This is a genomic window from Deinococcus arboris (genome assembly GCF_009755355.1).
GTDB lineage: Bacteria > Deinococcota > Deinococci > Deinococcales > Deinococcaceae > Deinococcus > Deinococcus betulae.
This window is the reverse complement of sequence record NZ_WQLB01000005.1, coordinates 82,174-104,801: the sequence shown is the minus strand read 5'-3', so window position 1 is coordinate 104,801 and position 22,628 is coordinate 82,174. Positions and strand designations below refer to the sequence as shown.

At 67.8% G+C, this 22,628-nt stretch carries 19 protein-coding genes; 8 read left to right on the top strand and 11 right to left on the bottom strand.

From position 1 onward, the window contains the following. Positions 1–150 precede the first annotated feature (150 nt). Entirely contained in the window at positions 151–735 is a 585-nt protein-coding gene (locus GO986_RS05640; RefSeq protein ID WP_157458297.1) for a DUF305 domain-containing protein, read from the bottom strand. A gap of 538 nt (positions 736–1,273) precedes the next feature. On the opposite strand from GO986_RS05640, the gene GO986_RS05635 reads away from it, so the two are divergent. Further along, a complete protein-coding gene (locus GO986_RS05635; RefSeq protein ID WP_157458296.1) occupies positions 1,274–2,059 on the top strand; it encodes a hypothetical protein in 786 nt (261 codons plus the stop codon). A 36-nt stretch (positions 2,060–2,095) separates the two neighbouring features. Continuing rightward, positions 2,096–2,848, top strand: coding sequence for a TspO-related membrane protein (locus GO986_RS05630; RefSeq protein WP_157458295.1), 753 nt, complete (start codon positions 2,096–2,098; stop codon positions 2,846–2,848). A 255-nt stretch (positions 2,849–3,103) separates the two neighbouring features. On the opposite strand, the gene GO986_RS05625 is transcribed toward GO986_RS05630, so the two are convergent. The 5 genes from GO986_RS05625 to GO986_RS05605 all read right to left on the bottom strand — a co-directional run bounded on the left by GO986_RS05625 (position 3,104) and on the right by GO986_RS05605 (position 6,358). Next, positions 3,104–3,724: a hypothetical protein gene (locus GO986_RS05625; RefSeq protein ID WP_157458294.1), complete on the bottom strand. Its 621-nt coding sequence runs from the start codon at positions 3,722–3,724 to the stop codon at positions 3,104–3,106. A 6-nt stretch (positions 3,725–3,730) separates the two neighbouring features. Further along, complete coding sequence (locus GO986_RS05620; protein ID WP_157458293.1) at positions 3,731–4,297, bottom strand: GNAT family N-acetyltransferase; 567 nt, start codon at positions 4,295–4,297, stop codon at positions 3,731–3,733. Between the two features lie 34 nt (positions 4,298–4,331). Next, positions 4,332–4,718, bottom strand: coding sequence for a diacylglycerol kinase (locus tag GO986_RS05615; protein WP_157458292.1), 387 nt, complete (start codon positions 4,716–4,718; stop codon positions 4,332–4,334). After that, positions 4,715–5,182 carry an rRNA maturation RNase YbeY gene (gene ybeY, locus GO986_RS05610; RefSeq protein ID WP_157458291.1) on the bottom strand — a complete coding sequence of 156 codons (468 nt, stop codon included), beginning with the start codon at positions 5,180–5,182 and terminating at the stop codon, positions 4,715–4,717. The genes GO986_RS05615 and ybeY overlap by 4 nt, the downstream gene beginning before the upstream one ends. A 123-nt stretch (positions 5,183–5,305) precedes the next feature. Further along, positions 5,306–6,358 (bottom strand): PhoH family protein, encoded by a 1,053-nt coding sequence (locus tag GO986_RS05605; RefSeq protein ID WP_232337465.1) that lies wholly within the window; start codon positions 6,356–6,358, stop codon positions 5,306–5,308. 358 nt (positions 6,359–6,716) lie between these two features. On the opposite strand from GO986_RS05605, the gene aroE reads away from it, so the two are divergent. The 6 genes from aroE (at position 6,717) to GO986_RS05575 (ending at position 16,736) form a co-directional block, all read left to right on the top strand. Beyond that, on the top strand, positions 6,717–7,592 hold the full coding sequence (gene aroE, locus GO986_RS05600) for a shikimate dehydrogenase (protein ID WP_369409180.1): 876 nt from the start codon (positions 6,717–6,719) through the stop codon (positions 7,590–7,592). After that, the gene (locus GO986_RS05595; protein WP_157458289.1) at positions 7,589–10,894 is read left to right on the top strand and encodes a CHASE domain-containing protein; all 3,306 of its coding nucleotides are present in this window, start codon (positions 7,589–7,591) and stop codon (positions 10,892–10,894) included. Before aroE ends, GO986_RS05595 begins: the two co-directional genes overlap by 4 nt. Beyond that, positions 10,891–12,156 carry a hybrid sensor histidine kinase/response regulator gene (locus tag GO986_RS05590; RefSeq protein WP_439648702.1) on the top strand — a complete coding sequence of 422 codons (1,266 nt, stop codon included), beginning with the start codon at positions 10,891–10,893 and terminating at the stop codon, positions 12,154–12,156. The genes GO986_RS05595 and GO986_RS05590 overlap by 4 nt, the downstream gene beginning before the upstream one ends. 5 nt (positions 12,157–12,161) lie before the next feature. Then, positions 12,162–12,581 (top strand): OsmC family protein, encoded by a 420-nt coding sequence (locus tag GO986_RS05585; RefSeq protein WP_157458288.1) that lies wholly within the window; start codon positions 12,162–12,164, stop codon positions 12,579–12,581. Between the two features lie 264 nt (positions 12,582–12,845). Continuing rightward, a complete protein-coding gene (locus tag GO986_RS05580) occupies positions 12,846–15,803 on the top strand; it encodes an AfsR/SARP family transcriptional regulator (RefSeq protein ID WP_157458287.1) in 2,958 nt (985 codons plus the stop codon). 447 nt (positions 15,804–16,250) lie between these two features. After that, entirely contained in the window at positions 16,251–16,736 is a 486-nt protein-coding gene (locus GO986_RS05575; protein ID WP_157458286.1) for a hypothetical protein, read from the top strand. Between the two features lie 68 nt (positions 16,737–16,804). Here the strand turns inward: GO986_RS05575 and GO986_RS05570 are convergent, their stop codons facing one another. From GO986_RS05570 to GO986_RS05550, 5 genes are all read right to left on the bottom strand, one after another. Next, positions 16,805–18,109: a hypothetical protein gene (locus GO986_RS05570; protein WP_157458285.1), complete on the bottom strand. Its 1,305-nt coding sequence runs from the start codon at positions 18,107–18,109 to the stop codon at positions 16,805–16,807. Positions 18,110–18,244: 135 nt separating this feature from the next. Further along, complete coding sequence (locus tag GO986_RS05565) at positions 18,245–18,481, bottom strand: hypothetical protein (RefSeq protein ID WP_157458284.1); 237 nt, start codon at positions 18,479–18,481, stop codon at positions 18,245–18,247. Positions 18,482–19,146: 665 nt separating this feature from the next. Next, the gene (gene holA / locus GO986_RS05560; RefSeq protein ID WP_369409179.1) at positions 19,147–20,049 is read right to left on the bottom strand and encodes a DNA polymerase III subunit delta; all 903 of its coding nucleotides are present in this window, start codon (positions 20,047–20,049) and stop codon (positions 19,147–19,149) included. After that, a complete protein-coding gene (locus tag GO986_RS05555) occupies positions 20,037–20,846 on the bottom strand; it encodes a serine/threonine-protein kinase (RefSeq protein ID WP_369409178.1) in 810 nt (269 codons plus the stop codon). Before GO986_RS05555 ends, holA begins: the two co-directional genes overlap by 13 nt. Before the next feature lie 210 nt (positions 20,847–21,056). Then, the gene (locus GO986_RS05550; RefSeq protein WP_232337463.1) at positions 21,057–22,376 is read right to left on the bottom strand and encodes an erythromycin esterase family protein; all 1,320 of its coding nucleotides are present in this window, start codon (positions 22,374–22,376) and stop codon (positions 21,057–21,059) included. Positions 22,377–22,628: the final 252 nt, after the last annotated feature.

Genomic DNA, 22,628 nt, shown 5'->3' with positions numbered 1-22,628 from the left:
ACGAGGCCGACTGCGGATGGGGCGCGTCGTGGCTAAGGGGATGAGTGGAGCCAGGATTGCCCATCGGGCGTCGCCTCGGCCGCATGACAGCAATGGGCCGCCCACCTGGGCGGCACATCGTGACCGAGTTGCCGGATGACCTCTATACTCTTAGCTTTGCAATTCGCGCAGGATTCGCGCAGTCAGTTCAACGTGCTCTGTAAATTGATTGAGGGCGAGGGTCGCAAGGTGACGACCTTGCTGTTCAGCGAAAGTCTTTTCGTTTGGCACTGTGTTGCTCAAGTAGGCCGTAGCCAGGTCACGTAGAAAAATGTGATTCTCGTGCTGTGCGGTGATATAGGCCAGGTCAAATTCACGCCCAGGGGCGGCAGACTGAATTTTAGTCAGAGTCGCTTTTGCTTTTGCATCCATAGGCGGAACTGGTGTACCGAGCTCCTTCAGCACTGTCGTGACAGCGACGGCTTCACGAAGTTCGAAACCGGCAAATTCTTTGGCATTGGCCTGAGTTGCACGACTGACTGCGATCCGACTCGTGATGAGTGAGAGTTCGGCAGGACCAATGACACCGAGACGAAAATCCCGTTCGGTCAAACCCATCTTCATTGGTGCGCCAGCACCACCGGCTTGAGCGGTCGAGTTTACATTCAAGAACCCTATCCCGATTCCTGTTGCGGTTAGACCGGTAATAAGTGTGCGGCGGTTCAGCTGAGTAGAAGTTTCACTGTCCTGAGTCATATAAGTTCTCCTAGATCTAGTTTAAGTCATCTATTAATAAAAATTGAGTAGATGCCTTCTGCGAAGATAGGCCAAATTTTGCAGATGTAGGAATGGGTTATATTTTTAAAAGCTAACCCTCTCCTTATAATTCGCTAGCTCATCTATAAGCTTTTAGACCAGCGCTGAGGGCACAATCCTAGCCCTCTTAAGCGAGAGCGGAGTCAGTCTGAACTCAGCGCAGGCGCGTCCCTATACGCGGTATGGGCAGACACCGACCATGTCGAAAAACCAGGTGTAGACCGTATGCACGGAGACACCGAAGTCATCTTCACTGTCTTGGTTGCGCTGCGTGCCGCACATGATTCATTCGAGGGCAGCCAAGTAACGCTCCTTCCATTGACTGCGGGCGAAGTGGTTGGGCTGCCAGCCAGGCACACCGCCGACGTCTCAACTCAGACTCACACTGCTGTCAGTGAGGGAACTTCATATGCTCTCGGCGCTTGAGCGTGTCTTGAGGCTTGAACGCGGCCTCGCCCGCCTGCGGGTACGGTGCCGTATGGCTGCTCTGTCTCCCTCGGCGCTGGCACGTCCCCTGGATTTTCGGTATGGGTCAAATCGGCTGGCGGCGTTGGGCCTGCTGGGGGTCACGTTGCTGGCCCGGCGCCGGGGCCAGAGTTGGCCCCAGGCTCTCAGCGCAGGCGGCGCCGCCTTTGCCGCCTGGGCCACGGCACGCGAGCTGGACCCCGATTACCCCCAGACCGCCAACGCCGCCCTGCCCGTGGCGGCGGCGCTGGTCCTGCTGGGTCGGCCAGGCACTCTGGCAATCCTGCTGCCCAGCCTGACCGCCCTCAGTGGCTTGCGGGTGATCGCCGGCACCACCGGCCAGGCGGCCACCCAAAGCGACCTCACCGGCCTGTTGGTGCAGGGGCTGCTGACAGCGGGCACAGGCGGCCAGGTGGGCGCCGCAGTGGCAGGAGCAGCGCCGCTGCTGACCCCCAGCGCCCGTAGCGCCGTGCCGCTGATGGGGGCGCTGCTGCCCACCCTGACGACTGGCGGCCGCTGGTCGTGGTTAGGTGCAGGTCTCAGCCTGGCAGCCCTGCCCCTGACGGGCACCCTGACGGCCCCCGAAGCGGTGCAGAGTGTCTGTGACCGTGCCGGGCGCCCGGTGCGCGCCGCTGAAGTGCAGCGGGCGCGGCAGGTGGCAGCGGCGGCGTTGATGGTCGGCCTGCTGACGCGGCAGACGCGCGGTCTTTTGCCGCTGGCAGCGGCCTGCCTAACCGTGGCGGCCCGGCGAGAAGGGGCGAAGCTCAAGGCCAGCTCAAGCCGACCGTTGCCCAGCTGACATCTTGGGCGGCTTCCCGCTGCTTACCGTGGAGCCATGACCGGATTTGCGCGACAGGTGACTTTGCTGCTGGCCACGGTGCTGACGCTCGTCATGAATTATCTGAGCAATGCGCTGCCACTCTTTGGGAACAGCAACAAGGCGGTGAGCGATTCGCTGCCCAACGCTTTTACCCCGGCGGGCCTGACCTTCGCGGTGTGGGGACCTATCTTCCTGGGGCTGCTGGTGTTCGCGGTGTATCAGGCGCTGCCGGCCCAGCGCGCCCCGCGCTACGACCGCCTGTTCTGGCCCTTTCTCCTGGCTAACCTGCTGAACAGTGCGTGGCTTCTGGCCTTTCAGAGCCTGAATATCGTTCTGAGTGTCCCCATCATGCTGGCTCTGCTGGGCAGCTTGGTCTGGCTGTACCTGGCAGTGCACGATCTGCGCCCGCTGGGGGCTGAAGCCTGGGCCCTGCAGGTGCCGACCAGCCTCTACCTGGCCTGGATCAGCGTGGCCACGATGGCGAATATCACCGCCTTTCTGGTCAGTGTGGGCGTGACGGCCGGCGCCTTGGGCCTGAGTGCGCCGCTGTGGTCGGCGCTGCTGGTCGTGATTGCGGCCGTGGTGGGCGTGTTTTTCCTGATGCGCTTTCATGACTACGCTTTTGCGGCGGTGCTGCTGTGGGCGTTCTACGGAGTCTATGTGGCCCGCACAGAAGTAGGCCTGGTCGGCGCTGGTGTGGCCTTGGCCGGCGCGCTGGTCGTGCTGGGCGGCCTGGTCAGTGTGCGGGGCCGCCGAGCCGCCCTGTAAAGTAGAGGAATCTCTTCAGCCCCTTCTTGTTTAAGGAGGGGCCTTTTGCTGTCAATTTAAGGCGGACGCTCGAAGATCAAATCGACTCTGAGCTGTGCTGGCCGTTTTCTATAAGCCTTTCAGACAGATTCGGCTCAATTAGGGCACAGCGGGCACCTTGCTGGCTGGGCCTCCATAACGCAGTGTCTGTCTGCTTTCTCGCTCGTTCTGCCCGGACTTCATCCGGCGTTCTGTTGGATTCAATCGGAGTTCGTATCAATCCCACTCCCAGGTGCGCCAGTCACTGGGCTTGGCGGTGCTGCCCTTTGGCGGTCGGTCGTCCGACTTGCTGCCATCTGGATGGGGATACCAGGGATAGACTGTCGCCAGCGCCTCATCCAGCCGGCGGCGCAGGCCATCTGCTAGGGTCGCGCGCTCTCGTTCAGTAAGTGGGGCCAGGGGCGTGGCCAGGTGGTCGAGGGCGGCTTCCAAGCCCGGCAGGTAGGGCGCGCGGGCCAGCCGGACGGCGCCCTTCCGCAGCGGCTGGGGCTGCACCACCGGCACGAAGGACGCAGCGGCGGCGTCCAGCGCCTCGGCCCGGACCTGAGCCCGCTGGGCGCGGGTGCGTTCGGCGCGCTCACGGGCGTCGGCGGCGCGGGCCTGCGCGGCCAGGAAGGTATCTTGGCGCTCCACCTCGAACACCCGTATTTCCCTGTACAGCTTGACGGGCGGCAAACGGCGGCGCCCCATTTTCAGGCCGTTGGGCCGGGTCTGGTCGTGTTCACCCAGAAAGCGGCGAATCAGGGCCGGGGTCCAGCCCCGCTCCTTGAGGTCCTGGGTGGCCAGAAAGCCGGGTGGATTGACTGGGGGTCCATCGCTGGCGGTGCGCTTGGCCATCGGGTGCTAGGCCTCCTCGCCGGGCCACTCGCGGCGCAGCAGGTCCAGTTTGACGCTGTCAAAGCGCTCGCCCCGCACCAGGCGTGCTTCACGGACCCGCGCACTTTCACGGAACCCCAGCCGCTGCGCCGCGCGGATCATGCGTTCGTTGCCGCTCCAGGTGCTGAAGGTCAGGATGTGGGCGTCTGTTTCGTCCAGGGTGGCCTGGACCCACTGCCGCAGCGCCTCGGTGCCCAGCCCGCGTCCCCAGTGCTGCGGATCGTAAATCAGGATGCCCAGGTCCCACCAGCCGCCGCCGGCCGGGTCTTCCTCGGCGCGGTTGACCATGCCAGTGCACTGGCCGCCCAGGTCAATCACGCGCTCGTGGGGGCTGGGCGGGGTCTGCGCCAACGTGTCCACATAGCGTTCCAGCGCCTCGGTGGTCGTGCCGGCGTGAAAGTAGGGCGCGTCCCACTGGCGCCACGCCGCCTGCGGGTCGGTCAGCCAGCGCCGCAGCACCGGCAGATCACGGGGCCGGCGGCCACGCAGGGTCACGGGCAGCGGCTCCAGGAAAGACGCACTCACGCCGCGCATCCTGCCACGGGGGCCGCGCGCAGAACTGTGCGCTTTATGGCAGCCCGCCCCGCAGCACTCCCAGGAGCGGGGGCCCCAGCACCACGGCGCCTACCCCCAGCGCGCCCAGGCTGGCCAGCAGCACGGCGGCGGCGGCGGCGTCTTTGGCCACCTTGGCCAGCGGGTGAAGCTCTGGGCTAGCCAGGTCCACGACCGCTTCCAGCGCAGTGTTCAGCAGTTCCAGGCTCAGCACCAGGGCGCAGGTCAGCAGAATGGGGGCCAGAGGTGCCCCCAGCACGGCGGTCAGGCTCAGGGCCAGCGCGGCGGCCCAGCACTCGATCCGGAAATTGGGCTGGCTGCGGTAGGCGTGGCGCACCCCGGCCCAGGCAAAGCCCGCCGAGCGCAGAAAACGCCGCAGGCTCAGGGCTGAGCCGCCGGTCATACCCCGGCAGGCAGCGCGGCGCGGGCCGCGTCCCACGCGGCGTGAAACACCGCCCACTCCTCGCCGGTGGCGCCTTCCTCAAAACCCAGACCCTCGGCGTGGGGGTGGTCGTGCCCCACCAGATGCGTGACGCCGTGGCTGGCCAGCAGCGCGACCTCGCGCGTCAGGCTGTGGCCCCGCGCCTCGGCCTGGCGCGCCGCCGTGTCCAGACTGATGATGATGTCCCCCAGATGCGGCGGCATAAACGGGTCGCCCGGTTCCCAAGTGGGAAAACTCAGGACATCGGTGGCGGCGTCTTCGCCCCAGTGTTCGCGTTTGAGGGCACGAATGGTGCGGTCGCCGACCAGCACCACCGTGATCTCGCGCTCCTGGACCCCAAAGTGCGCGGTCACGGCCTCCAAGCTGGCGCGCAGAGCGCCCCTGAGGCCCGCTGGCGGCGTCTTGCGAACAATCAGGTCAATCATGGGGCCTCCAGCGGCCAGCAGGTGCCGGTGGTCTGGTCCGGGGGGAAAGAAACACACTTCTCTTCACACGTTGCAGGGTAGCGGCAAAGAAAAGCCCCCGCCACTGGGGCGGGGGAGAAGGGCCTAGCGGGCCGCGCTGGGCGGGTCCCCCTCAGCTTCAGGAATAGAGGCGAACTCGCCCCGGCGTGCGGCGCGTTTGTCCTCCTCGGCCTGCTCGGCGGCCTCGTAGGCCTTGATGATGCTGCCCACCAGGGGGTGACGCACCACGTCGGCGTCGGTGAATTCGTGCCAGGCGATGCCCTCAATGCGGCTCAGGACACGCTTGGCCACCGCCAGGCCGCTGGTGATGTGGCGCGGCAAGTCAATCTGGGTCACGTCGCCCGTCACCACGACCTTGCTGGAAAAGCCCATGCGGGTCAGGAACATCTTCATCTGCTCGCCGGTGGTGTTCTGAGCCTCGTCGAGAATGATGAAGGCGTCGTTCAGCGTCCGGCCGCGCATGAAGGCCAGCGGAGCAATTTCAATCACGCCGCTTGTCAGGTAGGACTCGAACTTCTCCTGTTCAAGCATGTCCTGCAAGGCGTCGTACAGCGGGCGCAGGTAGGGGTCAATCTTGGCCTGCAGGTCGCCCGGCAAGAAGCCCAGTTTCTCGCCCGCTTCCACGGCGGGGCGGGTCAGGATGATGCGCTTGACCTTCTTGGCTTTCAGCGCCTGCACGGCCATCGCCACGGCCATATAGGTCTTGCCGGTACCGGCTGGGCCGACGCCAAAGGTGATGTCGCTCTTGTCGATGCTGTCCAGATACAGCTTCTGGCCGGGTGTTTTGGGTTTCAGACCGCGCGGCAGGCTCAGGCCTGTGACCTGAGTTTCGGCGGCCAGACTGCGTCCTTCGCCGCTGAGGCGAGCCGAGCGCAGCAGACTGTCGGGGGTCAGTTCGCCGCCGGTTCTGACCACGTCCAGCGCGTCGCGCACCAGTCGCTCGCCCTGCTGCACGTCGGCCTCGTCGCCGCTCACGGTGACGGTCTCGCCGCGCGCGACCAGCTTGGCTCTGGTCAGTTCCCGCATGCGGCGCAGGTTGGCGTCGCCGGGGCCCAGCAGGGCGTAGGCCTCACGGGGGTTGTCCAGGGTAATGGTGGCGGTCACGGTGGCGGGGCTACCTTGGGAATGCTGTGTCAAACGGTCTCCAGTCGTGCCAAAGCACAGCCCTCCCCCGGCACGGGGCCGCAGGAGGGAAGGGGGGTGTTTCGCCTCAAGTTCGCGTTTCATTCTGTGCGCCTCTGGGGGGGTGCGGCGTGTGCCGGGGCACATTTGCCCTGGGTGCATTGGCGTACCGGACCTCTGTGCCATCTGGCGGGGGGTCAGGGCGCTGCGTGGCCTCTGACGCAAGAGAAAACCGCAGGGCTGCACAGGGCCAACTGCCAGGGAATGGTGCGGGCGGCGGCCGGACGCCCTTGAGCGTTCGTTCAGAGACAGGCTGGCGGGGCAGCTTGGCCCCCGGCAGCGGACATCGGCGCAGCGCGGGTAGACTGGCGGCGTGAGCCTGCCGGACGCTACACCTCTGCGCGCCTTCCTGTTTGCCGACCCGGCCGCGCATTCCCTGTCCCCCGCGATGCACGGCGCGGCGTTCCAGGCGGCTGGCCTGGCGGGCACATATGAAGCCCGGCGCGTGCCGGCCGCCGACCTGCCAGCGGCGCTGGAGACCCTGCGTCAACCGGGGGTACTGGGCGCCAACCTCAGCCTGCCGCACAAGGAAACGGCGCTGGGGCTGCTGGATGACCTGACGCCTGCCGCGCGGGCCATCGGAGCGGTGAACACCGTGGTGCACCGAGAAGGGCAGTTGACCGGCGACAACACGGACGCGCCAGGCTTGTGGCAGGCGCTCTCTGAAGAGGGGTACGCCTGGGAGCAAGGCGGCAATGTGGTGGTCCTGGGGGCTGGCGGCGCCGCGCGGGCCGCCGTGTACACCGCCCTGATTCTGGGAGAGCAGAACGTCTGGGTGGTCAACCGCACCTTTGGGCGGGCCCAGGCCATCGCGCAGGCCTGGGCCAATCCGGACGCAGAGTTTCAGGTGGTCGCCGCCGAAGCCCAGGCGGTGCCCTGGCCAGAGGTCTCTCTGGTCATCAACGCCAGCAGCGCGGGCCTGAATGCCCCCACAGAGACCCCGCTGGACGCGGCGTGGCTGGCCCAACTGCCTGCCCACGCCCTGGTGTACGACATGGTCTATAAGCCGCTGGAAACCTGCTTGATGCGGGACGCCCGCGCCCTGGGGCTGCGCGCCGCCAACGGCCTGGGGATGCTGGCCCATCAGGCGCGGCTGGCCTTCACCGCCTGGACCAGCGCCGAGGTGCCGGCCCAGGTGTTTCTGGACGCGTTGGTTCCCCAACCAGCAGCACCTGGGGATCAGGCATGAGACGGCGCCTGCGCGCTCCCCAGGCGCCGCTGGTGGTCATGGTGCTGGTGCTGGTACTGACCCTGGCGGTGGCGCTGGTGGTGAACGCCTTAGTCCGGGAACAGCAGCGCAGCCGCTTTGAACGGGAGGCGGGGGTCTACAGCCAGTCGCTGCGGGGCCGCTTGCTGGTGTACGAGCGGCTGCTGGAGGCCACGCGGGCCAATTGGCAGGCCCAGGGCGGCACCCTGAGCGAGGCCACCTTTGCGCGGTACGTGGACGGCGTGGACCTGCCCCGGCGGTATCCCGGCGTGCAGGCGGTGGGGTACGCGGCCTGGGTCACGGCGGCGCAGACCCCGGCGCTGGTGCAGGCCCTGCGGGACGCGGGCAATCCGGGCTTTCAGGTGCGTCAGGCCGACCAGCCGCAGGCGCAGCGGGCCGTGATTGCCCTGGTGGGGCCGCTGAACACGGAAAACAGCCGCGCCCTGGGCTTTGACATGTACAGCGAGCCCATCCGCCGTCTCAGCTTTGACCTGGCCCGGCAGCAGGGCCGCGCCCACGCCACAGGGGTCTTGCCGCTGTTGCAGCGCGACCGCCAGGGCCAGCCGCTGCGCGGGTTTCTGGTGATGCTGCCGGTGTGGCGCGGCGCGGTATCAGGGGGTGACTTAGAAGGTTTTCTGTATGTGGCGGTGCGCGCCGACCACTTTTTGCAGGAGCTGGCCCCGCTTCAGGGGGGGCGACTGCTGGTGGACGTGCGCCTGGCGGGCGCCTCGCTGGTGGCGGCACCGCCCGATACGGCGGGGCAGACCTTTACCGTGCAGGTGCCGCAGCAGATCGTGGGTCAGGACTGGGTGATGGCCTTTGGCGCCGGCCCCGATTTTGCGCGTGACATGGCGGCGTGGGTGCCGGCGCTGGTGTTTCTGCTGGGCCTGCTGATCGCCGGGGCGTCCTACCTGCTGGTCAAGTCGCAGGTGGACGCCCGGGGCCGCGCCGAGGCCCTGAACGTGTCGCTGGCCCAGGCCCGTACCCGGCAGGAACAGGCGCGCGCCGAGTTCGAGGCCATCTTTCACGCCATGCAGGACGCCGCCGCCTTTACCGACGAGGACGGGCGCATCCGCATGGTTAACCCGGCCCTGACCGCGCAGTTTCGCACCACAGCTGAGGCGCTGACCGGGCAGCGGCTGGGCAGCCTGCACCTGGACCGCCGCCTGGACGGGCGCGCGACCTTTCAGGCCCTGACCACCCCCTACGCCCGCGTGGACGGCACCCAGTTCTCGGGCGAGACCCAGCGCTCCGAGGTGCTGGGCCGGGCCGGTGAGCGGCTGGGGGTGCTGGAGGTCATCCGGGACGTGACCGAGCGTGTGGCCGCCGAGCGCGCCCTGCAGGCCGAGGAACGGCGTTCGCGCAGCATTCTGGACGCCATTCCGCACATCGTTCAGGTCAGCGATTCCAGCGGCGAGGTGACCTTTGTCAACCGGCAGCACGCCGCGCGGCTGGGGGCGGGCAATCTGCTGGGCCACGTGGCGGCCAGTGACCGCGACGCTTACCTGGACATGTGGCGCGGCGCTGTGGCCGCCGAGCAGGGCGCGCAGACCGAGGCGCGCCTCAGTCTGGACGGCGAGGAACGCTGGTTTGTGCTGAAACTGGTGCCCATGACCGGCGAGCAGGGCCGCGTGACCGGCTGGGTGACCACCGCCACCGACATTCATGACCGCCTGCACGCCGAGCGGCTGGCCCAGCGCAACGAGGAGCGCTACCGGGGCGTCATCGAAGGCATGCCGCAAATCGTGTGGCTGGCTGACCCGAGTGGTCAGGCGCTGTATTTCAACCGGCAGTGGACGGCGTTCGTGGGCCAGGACCGCGCGGCCCTGGGCTTTCTGCCCCTGCTGCATCCCGATGAGCGCGAGGACTATGGGCGCCGGTGGCAGGTGGCCCTGCGCCAGGGCCGGCCCTTTGAAGCCGAGCACCGCCTGCGCGGCGAGGACGGCGCCTACCGCACCTTCGTCACGCGCGGCCTGCCGGTGCGCGACGCCGCAGGGCGCGTCATTGAGTGGGTGGGCACGAGCACCGACGTGGACGACTCGGTCTATGCCGAGAACGCCGCCCGCTTGCTGGCCGACGTGACCGAGGAACTGACGGCCCGCAGCGAGGACGGCGACCACATTCGCCATGACCGCTACCGCGCGGCCCTGGCCCGCCTCAGCGCCCGCGTGGCCGACAGCGGCGCCCTGTGGACGGTGCAGCCCACCCGGCTGGTGGCCACGTCTTCGCCGGGGGCCACCTGGCACGCGGCGGCGCTGCACCTCGTGGCGGCGCAGGCTATCGAGCGGGTGCTGCAGACCGAAGACCCTGTATTTATTGACCACGACCCGGCGCTGCACCGCGTCAGCGCCACCGGCGCCGTGTTCTATCCGCTGGTGGGACGCGGCGGGGTGCTTGAAGGCGTGCTGGGGCTGCTGTACCGCCAGACCATCACCAGCCGCGACTCGGACCTGGCCCAGGAACTCGCGCAGCGGTTTGCCTCGGCGCTCAGCAACGACCGCCTGCAGGAGCGGGTGCTGGCGGCCCAGGCCGACCTGCAACAGCTCAACCAGTCCCTCGAAGAGCGGGTGGCCCAGCGCACCCTGGACCTGGAAGGCGCCAACCGCGAACTCGAAGCTTTCAGTTACAGCGTCAGCCACGACCTGCGCACGCCGCTGCGGCATATCGTGGGCTTTGCCGACCTGCTGGGCAAGGACCTCGGCGAGGGGCTGCCGCCCAAGAGCGGGCGCTACCTGGGTGTCATCCGGGACTCGGCCAGCCGCATGAGCCAGCTGATTGACGACCTGCTGTCTTTTTCCCGCATGGGCCGCCAGGAACTGCGCCGGGTGCCCGTCAATCTGCGTGACCTGACCCTGAGCAGCTGGCGGGGCCTGGAGCCCGACCGCGCAGGCCGCGACGTGGCCTTTGAGCTGCCAGGGGCGATGCCCCAGGTGCAGGGGGACGAGGCGCTGCTGGGCCTGGTTATGACCAACTTGCTGTCCAACGCCCTGAAATACACCCGTGGCCGTGACCCCGCGCGCATCTGGGTCACGGCTGACGCTCAGGGCGGCCAGGTGCAGCTCACAGTGCGGGACAACGGCGTGGGCTTTGACCCCCGTTACGCGGATAAACTGTTTGGTGTGTTTCAACGTCTGCACCGCGCCGATGAATTTGAAGGCATCGGCATTGGCCTGGCGAACGTTCGCCGCATCGTTTTGCGTCATGGGGGCGCCGTGAGCGCCGACAGCCAACCGGGCGAGGGGGCCACCTTCACGGTCACGCTGCCGGTGGGTGGGCCGGCGTGACCGCGCAGACCCTGCCCGGTGAGGAAGGCCAGCTCAGAATTCTGCACCTCGAAGACAACGAACTGGACCATGAGCTGGTCACCATGCACATTGACGACCTGCCCTGGAGCGTCGAGGTCACGCGGGTGGAGGACGAGGCCGGGTTTGTGGCGGCCCTGGACGCTGCCGCGCCGCACCTGATTCTCAGCGACTTTGCGCTGCCCAGCTACGACGGCCTGAGCGCCTACCGCGCCGCCAGCGCCCGCTGGCCGCAGGTGCCGTTCATCATCGTGACCGGCGCGATGGGCGAGGAGACGGCGGTGGACACGCTGCGCGAGGGCGTCACGGACTACATCCTCAAGCAGCGCCTGGAACGCCTGCCGTCCAGCATTCGCCGCGCCATGGCCGAGGTGGAATCCCAGCAGCAGCGCGCGCGCGCCGAGCAGGAAATCCGGCAGCTGAACGAGAATCTCCGGGCCCGCCTGCAAGAGGTCGAGCGCCTGCGCAACACCGCCGAGCGCCAGAGTCAGGTGCTGGAGGTTCAGGCCCGGCAGCTGGAAGAGGCCCTGAACCTGCAAAAGACCTTTCTGGCCGAGACCAGCCACGAACTGCGCACGCCGCTGACCGCCCTGCACGGCTACCTGCGCCGCGCCGAGCGCGAGGCCGGCGGCTCGCAGACCCTGATGGACGCCCAGCGCGTGGCCGAGAACATGACCCGCCTGGTCAACGACCTGCTGCAACTCTCGCGCGGCGAGTTGGTCCAGAGCATCGAAATGCACTTCATGAATCTGGGACAGCTGCTGCGGCAGGTGGGCCGGGATTACGGTGTGCGGGCCCCAGAGGGCGCCTACGAGATTGTGGGAGACCCTGGGCGCCTGACCCAGGTGTTTGTCAATCTGGTGACCAACGCCGTGCGCGTCACTGGCAGCGCCGAGCTGGTGGGGCTGGAGATCGAGCCGCGCCCCGGCGAGCTGGAAGTGAGGGTGGTGGACCACGGCCCCGGCGTTCCCGACGCCGTCAAGCCGCGCATCTTCGACAAGTTTTACCGGGGCAAGGAGGCGGGGTCGGCGGGCCTGGGCCTGACCATCGCGCAGCAGGTGGTCACAGCGCACGGCGGCACCATTGATGTCGTGGACACGCCGGGCGGCGGCGCGACCTTCCGTGTGCGCCTGCCACTGCCCGAGGAAGACGATGACGCCGGCCTGGACACCGAACTGAGCCCTGGTCTGGACGGCGACCTGGACACCCCGCAGGAAACAGGCCCTGGGGGCGCGCTAGCGTAGAGGGCATGAAAAAGACCCTGAATGTGACCTGGCTGGGCGAGCAGCGCTACCTGGGCGTCAGTGAAAGCGGCCACCAGCTGCTGATTGACAACAGTGCCGTCAAGGTGGGCGTGTCGCCCATGGAGGCCCTGCTGGGCGCCCTGGCCACCTGCACCGCCTACGACGTGGTGGAAATCATGCAAAAGCGCCGCACCCCGCTGGCCCGCTACCGCATTGAGGTCGAGGGCACGCGCGCCGAGACCACCCCGAAGCGCTACACGCAAATTACGGTGCGTCACATTGCCAGCGGCGCGGGCATCACCGAAGAGGCGCTGCACCGGGCCGCGCATCTGAGCCACGAGAAATACTGCTCGGTGGCGGCCTCACTGAATAGCGACATTGTGGTGGAAACGCGCGTGGAAAGTGAAGAGGCCGGGGAGGCCTAGCTCACAGGCTGATCAGGTGGTCCCCCGGCCGCCGCATCCGCCATCTGGTCAGGCCGATGGGGGCAGCCCTAAGCCTGCCTCACCCCGTAGACTGGGCGTCCGGGACTCCTACGGACACCGATGAACTCCGGGTGAAGCGAGAAGGAGAAACGGCGGATTTCGTGCTCTGGAGACGCAGACAGCGCCTTCCCAGCTGTGCCGGAATGAAGCGAAATCCGTCTCACTGGTCGCGCCGCCCAGACACCGGGGCGGGAAGGGCGGGCGATGGCACACCTCCAACTCAGTCCAGTTATTCCGCGGCCTCTGCGCGGTGAACTGCCGCGCGCCAGTGTGGCGGCCACGTTGGCCGAGGCCGAGACCCCGCTGGTCGTGCTGGTCGCGCCCTCCGGGTACGGCAAGACGACGGCGCTGGCCCAGCATGCACGCCAGACTGCCCGCGCCGTGGCCTGGCTGACCGTGCAGGAGGATCACGCCGAGAGCGGCGCCCTGGAACAGGCGGTGGTCGCGGCGCTGAAGGCGGCCCTGCCAGAGGTGCAGGTGCCGCAGTGGCAGGCGGCCCAGCTGTCGCCCGCGCCTGCCGCGCGCGCCCAGGCCCTGGCCCGTGACCTGGACGGCGCCCCGGCGAACCTGGACCTGGTGTTGGACGGCGCCGACCTGCTGGGGACTGCCGCTGGCCGCTGGCTGGACGTCCTGGTGGGCGCCCTGGGCGAGGGCCACCGCCTGCTGCTGAGCGGCTGCGAGCGCCCACCTCTGCAGCTGTCGCGCCATCTGGCTGCCGGAACGGCGCGGCTGTTGGGCGCAGAGGATCTGGCATTTTCTCTGCCCGAAACCCAGACGTATTTTGCTGGTCGGCAGGCCGCTCAGTCGCCCGAGGCCGCCCATCAGGCCCTGGAAGGCTGGCCAGCGGGCCTGGCCCTGGTGGCCAGCGGCGCCGCGCCCCTGCTGCTGCCCGATGACCTGCTGCGCGATGTGCTGGGCCGCCTGCCGCCCGAGGTCCGTGTTCGGCTACCCGAAGCGGCGGTGGCCGACACCTGGCATGAGGCAGGGCTGGCGCGGCTGGGCGTGGCCCTGCCCACAGGCTGGCTGCGCGTGGCGCGGGCAGTGGGCCTGCCCCTGACGCCGCTGGGGGGCGAGGCTGCGCGGCCTCACCGCCTGGTGCTGAACCTGTTGGAAGCTGAACTGCGCGCGCAGCCAGAGCGCCACCAGCAGCTGCATCTGGCGGCCGGGCAGGCGGCCGAGGCCGACGGCGAGGAGGTGCGCGCCCTGGGGCATTACCTGAAAGCGGGCGCGCAGGACACGGCGCTGGCGCTGGCTGAGCGGCTGGTGCGCCGGTACGAGGTGCGCTGGGAACCCCGGCTGGTGCGCCAGGTGGTCGAGCAGTTGCCCGAAGTCCACCTGACCCCACAGCTGCGCCGGGCCTGGGGCCAGGCCCTGCTGGAAACCGGAGAGGCGGCGCGCGGCGAGGCGCTCTTGCGAACCCTGCGGGCCGAGGGTCACCGCGACCGCCGCCTGTTGTTTGCCCTGGGCACGCTGGCGGCCCGCAGTGGGCGCTTTCAGGAGCAGCTGGCCCTGGCCGATGAGGGCCTGGCCCTGACCCAGCCGGACGAACCGACCCTGAGCCTGCGGCGTCTGCGCGCCAGTGCCCTGCTGGGTTGTGGCGAGCTGGCCGCGGGCTTACAGGAGGCGCTGGCCGCTGCTGAGCAGGCCGAGGCTGAAGATGATCTGCTGGGGTTAGGCGCGGCCCTGGCGCTGGTCCATGAGGCATACATGGTGCTGGGGCAGCCGCTGGACAGCGAACGGGCGCTGCGCCGGGGGCTGGAGGTCTATCAGGCGCTCGGGATGCCCAGCCGGGCGCTGGCACTTCAGAACGACCTGGCCTGTCTCCTCCAGGGGCAGGGCCGGATTGACGAGGGGCTGACAGTGGGCACGCAGGCGCTGACTCTGGCCACACAGGAAGGCAGCATCATGCAGCCGCTGCTTCAGGCCACGCTGGGCGACCTGCACCGGGCTGCAGGGGAGTACGAGCAGGCCAGGGCGCTGTACGGGGCGGCGCTGGCTGGCAGCGCGGCTTTTAAGCTGGACACTCTGCCGCCGCTGATCTGGCCAGGGCTGGCCGAAGCGGCGCTGCGCTGCGGTGACCTGCCGGCCGCCAACGAGGCGCTGACGCGGGCGCGGCACGCGGCGCCGCACGGCGCCAGTGAATCCGCCCATCAGCTGGCGCTGTGTGAGGGGCTTTTTGCCTTTGAGCAGCGGGACTGGGCAGCGGCCCAGACTTACTTTGCTCAGGCCGCCCAGTCCAGGGCGGCGTTCGGCGTCCAGGAACGGGCGCAGGCGTATCTGGCCGAACTGGCCCGGCAGGTGGGCCGCGTTCAGGCGGCCCACCTGGCCCCTCTGCGCCTTGCCCTGCAGCACCCCGAACGCAGCGTGCTCCGTGCCGACGCGGCGGTGCTGACGGAGTTGTTCGCCCTGTGCCAGGGAGCCGGTGAAGTGACCACTGGGCACCCGGCCTACCCCGCTGCGCCGGGCGTTCCCTGTTTGCGGCTGGACCTGCTGACCCTGGGCAGCCTCCGGGTCCAGGTTCAGAGCGAGCCTCTGCATCTTCCCAGGGCTAAATCTGGCGAGATTCTGGTGTGGCTGGCCCTGCATGGCCCCGGCACGCGGGAGCGCATTGTGGACGCCCTGTGGGACGGCTCGGCAGAACGGCGGCACGGTGAACATTTCCGGGTGGCGGTCCGGCAGTTACGCTGCGCGCTGGCGGCCCATCCGGCGGTCACGTTCAATCCTCTGCCGTTCGAGGCGGGACTGTACCGCCTGGCCGAGGAGTTTGAGGTGTGTTTGGATAGCCGCCTGGCCCGCGCTGCTCTGGCGTCTGGAGAGCCAGAAGCGCTGCGCCGCGCTGCAGAAGCTTACGCCGGCCCGTTTCTGCCGCAGCAGGACGCTGAATGGATCGCCGAGCTCCGGGGTGAGGTGGAAGCCGAGACGCTGGCAGCGGCCCTGACCCTGGGGGCGCAGACGCAGGCCACCGATTCGGCGCTGTCACTGTGGGCGTATACACGCGCAGCCGACTTGGACCCCATGAATGAACAGGCCCAGCGCGGCCTGCTGCGCGGTCACTTGAGGCTGGGTGATCAGGGGGCGGCTGACCGTGCCTACGCCCGGTACGCCCGCCGTCTTCTAGATGAACTGAACGAGGCCCCCGGCTTTACCCTGCGCGACTTGTAACTTCAGAACTCAAGCGGAAATAGATTCGCAGCGGTCTTCCGGTCCAATGATGCTGGGATAGTGCCGCCACCGAGTCGTTAACAGTTGTTTTGTGACATTGCTCTGTAAAGTTACTCACCTCAAAGCAGTTGAGGGGTAAAAATCAGGGTCGCTCTGAGAGCCGTCTGGAGCAGAAGGCTTCAGAGGTTGTCGATCAGCTAGGCCTCTGGCGATTACAAAGTCTGTCAGTGGACTCTTTGGCAGGCCTCAATATCAGAATGGTCTTGTCTGAACGCGGCCATTGGTCTCACTCTCGCAGGGCACCAGGCCCCCTGTTCCGATCTGTTACCGTGACGGACAGAAGCCGTGTGGCACAGTAGAAGAGGGCGTTGTTCCTGCTCTGTTCCTGTGCTCGGTCCATACTGCAGGCGCTTCGGCCAGAGACGCCGAGAAGAAGGAGCTGAATCTGTGAGGAAAGCCAAGAAAGGTCTATGGGTCATGCTGGTGGTCATGCTGACGGCGTGCGGTGAAGCAGTAACGGAAGTGCCGGTCAATGCAGCGCCTCAAGCCGCGCTGTCAGCGGCGGCGCTGCCCTCCTGCCCAAGTCGCTGCGACCGTGGCCCCAGCTACCGGGCGGCCCTGGAGGAACTGAACCGCGTGCGCGAGTACATGCCCAACTCGGGCGTCATTATCGTGCCGGACGGCGGAACAGTGAATCTTGAGGCGGGCGCGATGGGCCGCCTGTCTCAGGCCCTGCTGGACCAGTTGCGGCGGGGCCTGACTGAAGGCTTCTGGGATTCGCCGGGCAGCGAGCAGGCCCGTGGGCAGGGTCTTTCTCTGCTGACTGGCTTTCTGCTCAAGGCCCAGGCCCGAATCGTGAACGACCAGCCTTACATCGTGGTGCTGCCTTCGCAGGTCAATGAGCTGTATACCGCCCTCTCGACCCTGAAGTAAAAGTTTCTCTCTCGAACTGGAGGCCGCCCAGAATAACGCCTGGTGTGGCCTCTGGTTCTTCGTGCGGTCTACCGCTGCCAGATGACGTTCCCGTTGTGGTACACGACCAGATTGCCGTCCACCTGCACCGCCAGAGCGGCGCCGGGGTGGCCGCCCGTGCCGGTGTCCCAGATCTTCGCGCCTCCGGCGTCCAGCAGCACCAGATTGCCGTCCGCCTGCATCCGCAGCTGGTGGCCGCGTCCGGCGGTGTTGGTGGTCCACAGCACCCCGCTGGGACCGTACAGCGCCAGGTTGCCGTCGCTCTGCAGGCACAGGTGATAGCGCCCATCACTGGAATGAAAGCAGTCGTCGGTGGCGCTCAGGCCCTCGCCGCTCGTCAGCAGGTCGTCGCCGTTATGGGTTGGTGGCGGTGGGGTCGGCGTGGGTGACCCGCCCGGCCCGCTGCGCCACGCGACCTGCGAGCCGTGCCACAGGACCAGGGCGCCGCCGTCCTCAATGGCCAGCCAGGCACCCGCGCGGCCGGAGGTGTTCGTGGCCCACAGCGCCTGGTTGCCCGTGCCGTAGATGACCAGATTGCCGTCGCTCTGCATGATGAGGCGGTGAACGGGTTTGCCGTAGGTGCCGGTCGGGATGATGCGCGGGCTGCCGCTTGCGCTGTAGAGCACCAGGTTTCCATCGGCCTGCATGGCCAGGCGGTACTGCCCATTGTTCGAGAGCACCGAGTCCCCATTGGCCATCAGGCCTTCGCCCGCCGTCAGGTCGCCGTTGCCGCTGTGGGTCACCGTGGGGAGTGGTGAGGGCGGCGCAGAAGTCACCGCTTTGGAGCGCAGCAGGTCGTACTCGCCGCCGTATTGCACGATGGTGTAGCGGCCGTTGGTTAACTTGCGCAGGGTCAATTCTGAACGGATGGCCTTGCCTGCCCCACCATTCTCCTCGTAAGCGATGAACACGCGGTCATTCGGCTTGTTGACCTCATTGGGGGTCTTCCATTCCACGAACAGCACGACATGGCCGTCGTTGCCTGTCCGGGGGTTGTTGACAGCGTCGCCGGGCAGCAGGTCGTTATAGCCAATCTTGTCGGCGTACCCCGGCAGCGTGGCCGTGTTGGGGCCGCCCCAGGTGCCTGCGGTGCTCAGGCCCCAGGCCATGCTGACCAGGCCCGAGCAGTCCTGGCGGTAGCCGTCGCGCAGCGTGGTCTGGCTGTAGGGCACGCGCGCCGCCACCCACGCTTTGGCCCGGTTGACGATGTCGGTGCGGTTGCTGATGGCCTGGGCCGAGAGCAGCGTCGGCTGCGGCGCCGCAGCCGAGACAGAGGCGGAAGGCAGCTCGGCGGTCTGGCTGCACGAGGCAAGGGCGCAGGCGCCAGCCAGCATAAGGGTAACAATACGGAAGACGTTCAAGTTCAGCACTCCTTGGGGGAAAAGGCGGCAGGGGGTTTGGGAAAGGGCAGAGGAAAACCACCCGAGCAGGGCCGGATGGTCGGTGAGTGCAGGTTGGGCTTGCTGAATTCAGATGGCGTTGATGCCGCCCTGAGGGCTCAGGTCACTGGGGCGACCTGCTCCTTCGGTGGCTGCACCCGAGACGTCGCTGGGCCGCGTGGCACCGTCCGGGGCTTCACTGGGGCGGGTGACACCGTCCACCTGCACCGCTGCTGTGCGCTTGGGAGCGCCGCCAGCCCAGGACTGGTAAGAGGCGAAAGCAGAGCTGCTCAGGAGCAGGGTGGCCAGGACAACAGCTTTTTTCATGTAGTTCCTCCAGGGTGCAGGCGGTGGCCCGGTGGGGGCTGGTTCCGCCGCCTGCGGGGCGCACTGAACCTGCACTGACCTTAGCCGGGCCCCTGGGACAAGCCAGGAACAGAGGGTGCTGTTCCTGCGCTGCGGCGAATGCCTGGTCAGGAACAAAGAGAAGCAGGCCCAGGTGCTCCTCGTGGCAGAACTTGGAGCCGCTTCGACATGAACCTGAGGTGGTTTCAGGACGGGCAGACGTGTCAAACGGCTTATGGGTGCGGAGCTAGCCACCTCACTGGGACAGAGAGGGACTGTCCACCTGTGCAGGAAGGCGACAGCCCTTGGCTGGGCAGGGTCGGCGTATTTTGTTGATCCACCGGCACCTGTCTGGCTCTGTTCATGTCACGCCAGTCATCCCGCTCTGCGCGCTTCCCTATAGAACTGCCCCCGGCTGCGGCGTTGCTCTTTGACTCCGTTTGTTAATGGGATCAGAAATTGCTCAAGATGGCGTTTTGCCAGTTAGCTGCTCGCCGCAAGGTCAGTGGATGCTGACCTTCGCCCGCACACCGTAGAGGCCACGCCTGGAAAAGCGCCCTGCCTCCGCTCACTCAGTCTCACTCGCTGTTATCAGCAGCGGAAGAACGAGCTGCAGCGCTGGTGCGGCAGAGTCGGCGCGCCCACGCTTACAGGCTCAGCTGGACCACCAGGCGTTCCATGACCGTGCCGGCGTCCTGTCCGCGCTTCATGGCCAGGTCGGCGGCCAGAATACGCTCCAGGTGCGTGCGAATCCTGGCTTCATTGAGGCGGCGGGCCACCTCCAGTGCCTTCTTGGCGGGGTAGGGCTTGACGCCCAGGCGCTGCGCGGCCACGCCCTCACTGACCGGCCCTCCTTCCTGCTGCAGCGCCACGCAGCGCGCGACCAGGCTGTACTGCCACACCACCGCGCCCATCAGCTTAAAGGGGTCCTCGCCGGCGGCCAGCAGGCGGCGCAGCTGGGTCACGGCCTCGGTGACGCGGCCAGCGGTGGCGGCGCCCAGCATGGCAAAACTGTCGCCGGGCGGCTCCAGGCCCACCACGCGCTGCACAGCCTCCTGGGTAAAGGGGCCGTCCAGCAGCGCCAGCTTATTCAGTTCGGCGGCGATGCCCGCCAGGTCGGCGCCGTAGACCTCGGCCAGGTAAGCGCAGGCCCCCTTATCCAGCGGCACCTTCTGGGCGCGGGCCCGCTGGGTGACCCAGCCGGTCACGTCACCCGGCTTGCTGGGCGCGGCCGAAGGAATCACCTCGCCGCGCGCCTCGTACAGTTTCAGGCGCGTGGCCGGGGGCGCCTCGTCCAGCAGGGCCACCGTCACGGCGGCGCCCGCCAGGCGCTCCAGCAGCGCCTTGTCGGGCTTGACCCCGGCCAGGTCCACGATGACGCCGCCGTCGCCAAACAGGCCCGGTTGCAGGTGCGCGTCCAGAAGGTCCGGCGTCACGTCCTCGCCGCTGACGCGCGGAAGAGAGCGGGGGTCTATCGTGCGGGCCCGCAGGGTCAGGCGCAGCGTTTCTTCCGCCAGAAAGGGGTTGCCCGTAAAGGCTAGAAGGGGCACAGGTCCTCCGGCACCGGGGCCAGCCCCAGGGCCACGCGCGCCGCCTGAACCTCGGCCAGCATGGCGCCCGCACTGCTGGGGCGGTCGTCCGGCTGGCGGCCCAGCGCGGCGCGCAGGACGCCGTGCAGCTCTGGCGGGCCAGGAAGGGCTGCGCGCCGCTCGTGAATCCCCGCCAGCCAGCCCAGCGCGTCCTCGTAGGGCGGGTGCCCGGCCAGGCAGTCGAACAGCAGCACGCCCGCCGAGTACAGGTCGCTGCGGGGGTCGCCGCGCAGCCCCAGAAACTGCTCGGGCGCCATGAAATGCGGCGTGCCCATGCGTGTGCCGCTGTGGATATCCAGCGGCAGACCTCTGGCGTGGCTCATGCCAAAGTCAATGACCCGTACACTCTGGGCACTGGGCTCCCCCCCGGCCAGCAGCACATTCTCCGGCTTGAGATCGTGGTGGGTCACGCCGCGCGCGTGCAGGTGGGCCGACGCCAGCAGCACCCCCGCCGTGACGGCCGTGGCTTCCTCGACATTCAGCTGGCCCTGTTCCAGCCGGTCGCGCAGGGTGCCGCCGGGGACAAAGGGAAAAATCAGGTGATCTGGGGTGCACTGGAGCGGCGAGACAATCAGGGGGCACGCCACGCTGGCCGCCACCTGACCTTCGTGGACAAAGCGGCGCTGCACCTCGGGGCTGTCCACCACCAGGGTCTTGACAAAGACGCTCTGGCCGCGCCACAGCGCCTGCTCGCACAGCACGCCGCCGTGTTCCGTCAGGGGCACGCGGGCCTCTAGCGTCCCGGCCGCGCCCGTCACGCTGGCCTCCAGACAGGCAGCGGGGCGGCGCCGGGGCAGACACAGGACACGAACAGGGGACGGGAGAGGGCGGGCAGGCAGCTCACTGGGGTTAAGTCTTTCACACTCGGCCGACTCTGGGCCACCTCCGCCCCACAAATGGGCTGAGGCGGCGGCGGAACCTGGCATTTGAGAAGCGCTCTGGGGCCGCTGCGCCTCGGCATTCCTGACCTATTCGCCGCTGGGAAAGGTGGCCGGCTGCTCCCCAGCTTCTGCCTGCTCGGGCAGTTCGCCGGGGCTGTCCAGCGGCACCAGGGCGCCCGTGCGGTCCAGGTGCAGCACGGCGTCGTACTGTTCGGCCAGGCGGGTGTGCAGGTAGTGGCTCTGCCGCTCGGTAGCGGGCCGGTAGAGGACGCCGATAAAGCGCTGCAGGCGCTCGCCCTGCAGGGCAGGCGGCACCTCGCCGCGCAGGCTCAGCCAATAGTGAGAGGGCCGCAGGGCGTGCAGCGCGGCTTCGACACTGCCGCTTATGGCGGGGCGCACGGCCTGGTGGCGCGCGGGCTGCCCCCAGTCGTCGGCGGCCGTCACGTGGCCCTGAAAGGTGGTCTGGCCCAGCACAAAGGTTTGCCCAGGGTGGCGCTGGCGCAGGTACTGGCCCAGATTTTCCTGATCCTGGCGCCACCCCACCTCGGTGGCCCGCGCGTCGCCCACGTGAGAGTTGTGCGCCCACACGACCAGTTTGCCCGCCTGACCCTGGGCCTCAAGATGCCCGGCCAGGGCGTCCACGGTATCGGCCATGTGGGTGTCGCGCAGATTCCAGGTGTCCTGCCGTCCCCGGAACAGCTCGCGGTAGTAGCGTTCGGCGTTCAGGGCCAGGCGGGCGTTCTGTTCGGCGTAAAAGCGCTCGTCTTCGGCCAGGATGTCCTCGCCTGCCCTGCGCAGCGTGCGCGCCTGCAACTCCACCAGCTGGGCCACTGCGGCGTCCTCGCACGGTTCGGCCACCCCGTAGCCCGTGGCCAGGCCGTAACTCTGCGGGTCGGTGCCGTACGGCTCAAAGCAGCTGTACCGCTGCCGGGCCCGCTGGGCGGCTGCCGGGTCCACACCCTCCAGGTAAGCCACCACCGCGTCCATTGAGCGGTGCAGGCTGTAGAGGTCCATGCCGTAAAAGCCAGCCTGCGCCTGGGGACGGCGTGCATTGTGCGCCCGCAGCCAAGTCACGAAGTCGCGCGTGGGCTCGTTGCGCCACATCCAGCGTGGAAAGCGCCCAAAGTCACCCAGGGCAGCCTCGGCGCGGGTGTCCGCCGGCGCCTGCCCACGCACGAAGCGGTTGACGCGGTAGGCATCGGGCCAGTCGGCTTCTGCGACCACCGCCTCAAACCCGCGCTCCTCAATCAGCCGCTGCGTCAGGCGGGCGCGTTCCTTGTAAAACTCGTGGGTGCCGTGCGAGGCCTCACCGATCAGCACGAAGCGGGCGCCTGCCATCTGGGCCAGCAGGTCGTCGTAGCACGCAGGGTCGTCGGTGACGGGATGCAGCTGGGGCGAGGGGGTCATGCCCCCCACCATGCCGGTCAGGGGCCAGAAGCCGGGTCAAGTGCACATGAACGCCGCTCCAGGCTTTGGAAGAAGAGGCTTCAGGAACAACGGCTGTCCTGAGCCCCGACGATCAGCCAGAAGTGGGGCTTACACCTGAAGATCTGGAGCACAGCCGTCTCCTATCTCTCTGATGGCGGCGGCTGTCCTCCAATGAACAGGAGGCCGCCGCCTTGCCGCGGGGCCTCGTTCTCCCCAGCCAGTGGTGCTGGG

Coding starts and splice junctions, on each gene's coding strand:
- GO986_RS05640 (WP_157458297.1), bottom strand. CDS start 735: ATGACTCAGGACAGTGAAACTTCTACTCAGCTGAACCGCCGCACACTT.
- GO986_RS05635 (WP_157458296.1), top strand. CDS start 1,274: ATGGCTGCTCTGTCTCCCTCGGCGCTGGCACGTCCCCTGGATTTTCGG.
- GO986_RS05630 (WP_157458295.1), top strand. CDS start 2,096: ATGACCGGATTTGCGCGACAGGTGACTTTGCTGCTGGCCACGGTGCTG.
- GO986_RS05625 (WP_157458294.1), bottom strand. CDS start 3,724: ATGGCCAAGCGCACCGCCAGCGATGGACCCCCAGTCAATCCACCCGGC.
- GO986_RS05620 (WP_157458293.1), bottom strand. CDS start 4,297: ATGCGCGGCGTGAGTGCGTCTTTCCTGGAGCCGCTGCCCGTGACCCTG.
- GO986_RS05615 (WP_157458292.1), bottom strand. CDS start 4,718: ATGACCGGCGGCTCAGCCCTGAGCCTGCGGCGTTTTCTGCGCTCGGCG.
- ybeY (WP_157458291.1), bottom strand. CDS start 5,182: ATGATTGACCTGATTGTTCGCAAGACGCCGCCAGCGGGCCTCAGGGGC.
- GO986_RS05595 (WP_157458289.1), top strand. CDS start 7,589: ATGAGACGGCGCCTGCGCGCTCCCCAGGCGCCGCTGGTGGTCATGGTG.
- GO986_RS05585 (WP_157458288.1), top strand. CDS start 12,162: ATGAAAAAGACCCTGAATGTGACCTGGCTGGGCGAGCAGCGCTACCTG.
- GO986_RS05580 (WP_157458287.1), top strand. CDS start 12,846: ATGGCACACCTCCAACTCAGTCCAGTTATTCCGCGGCCTCTGCGCGGT.
- GO986_RS05570 (WP_157458285.1), bottom strand. CDS start 18,109: ATGCTGGCTGGCGCCTGCGCCCTTGCCTCGTGCAGCCAGACCGCCGAG.
- GO986_RS05565 (WP_157458284.1), bottom strand. CDS start 18,481: ATGAAAAAAGCTGTTGTCCTGGCCACCCTGCTCCTGAGCAGCTCTGCT.
- GO986_RS05550 (WP_232337463.1), bottom strand. CDS start 22,376: ATGACCCCCTCGCCCCAGCTGCATCCCGTCACCGACGACCCTGCGTGC.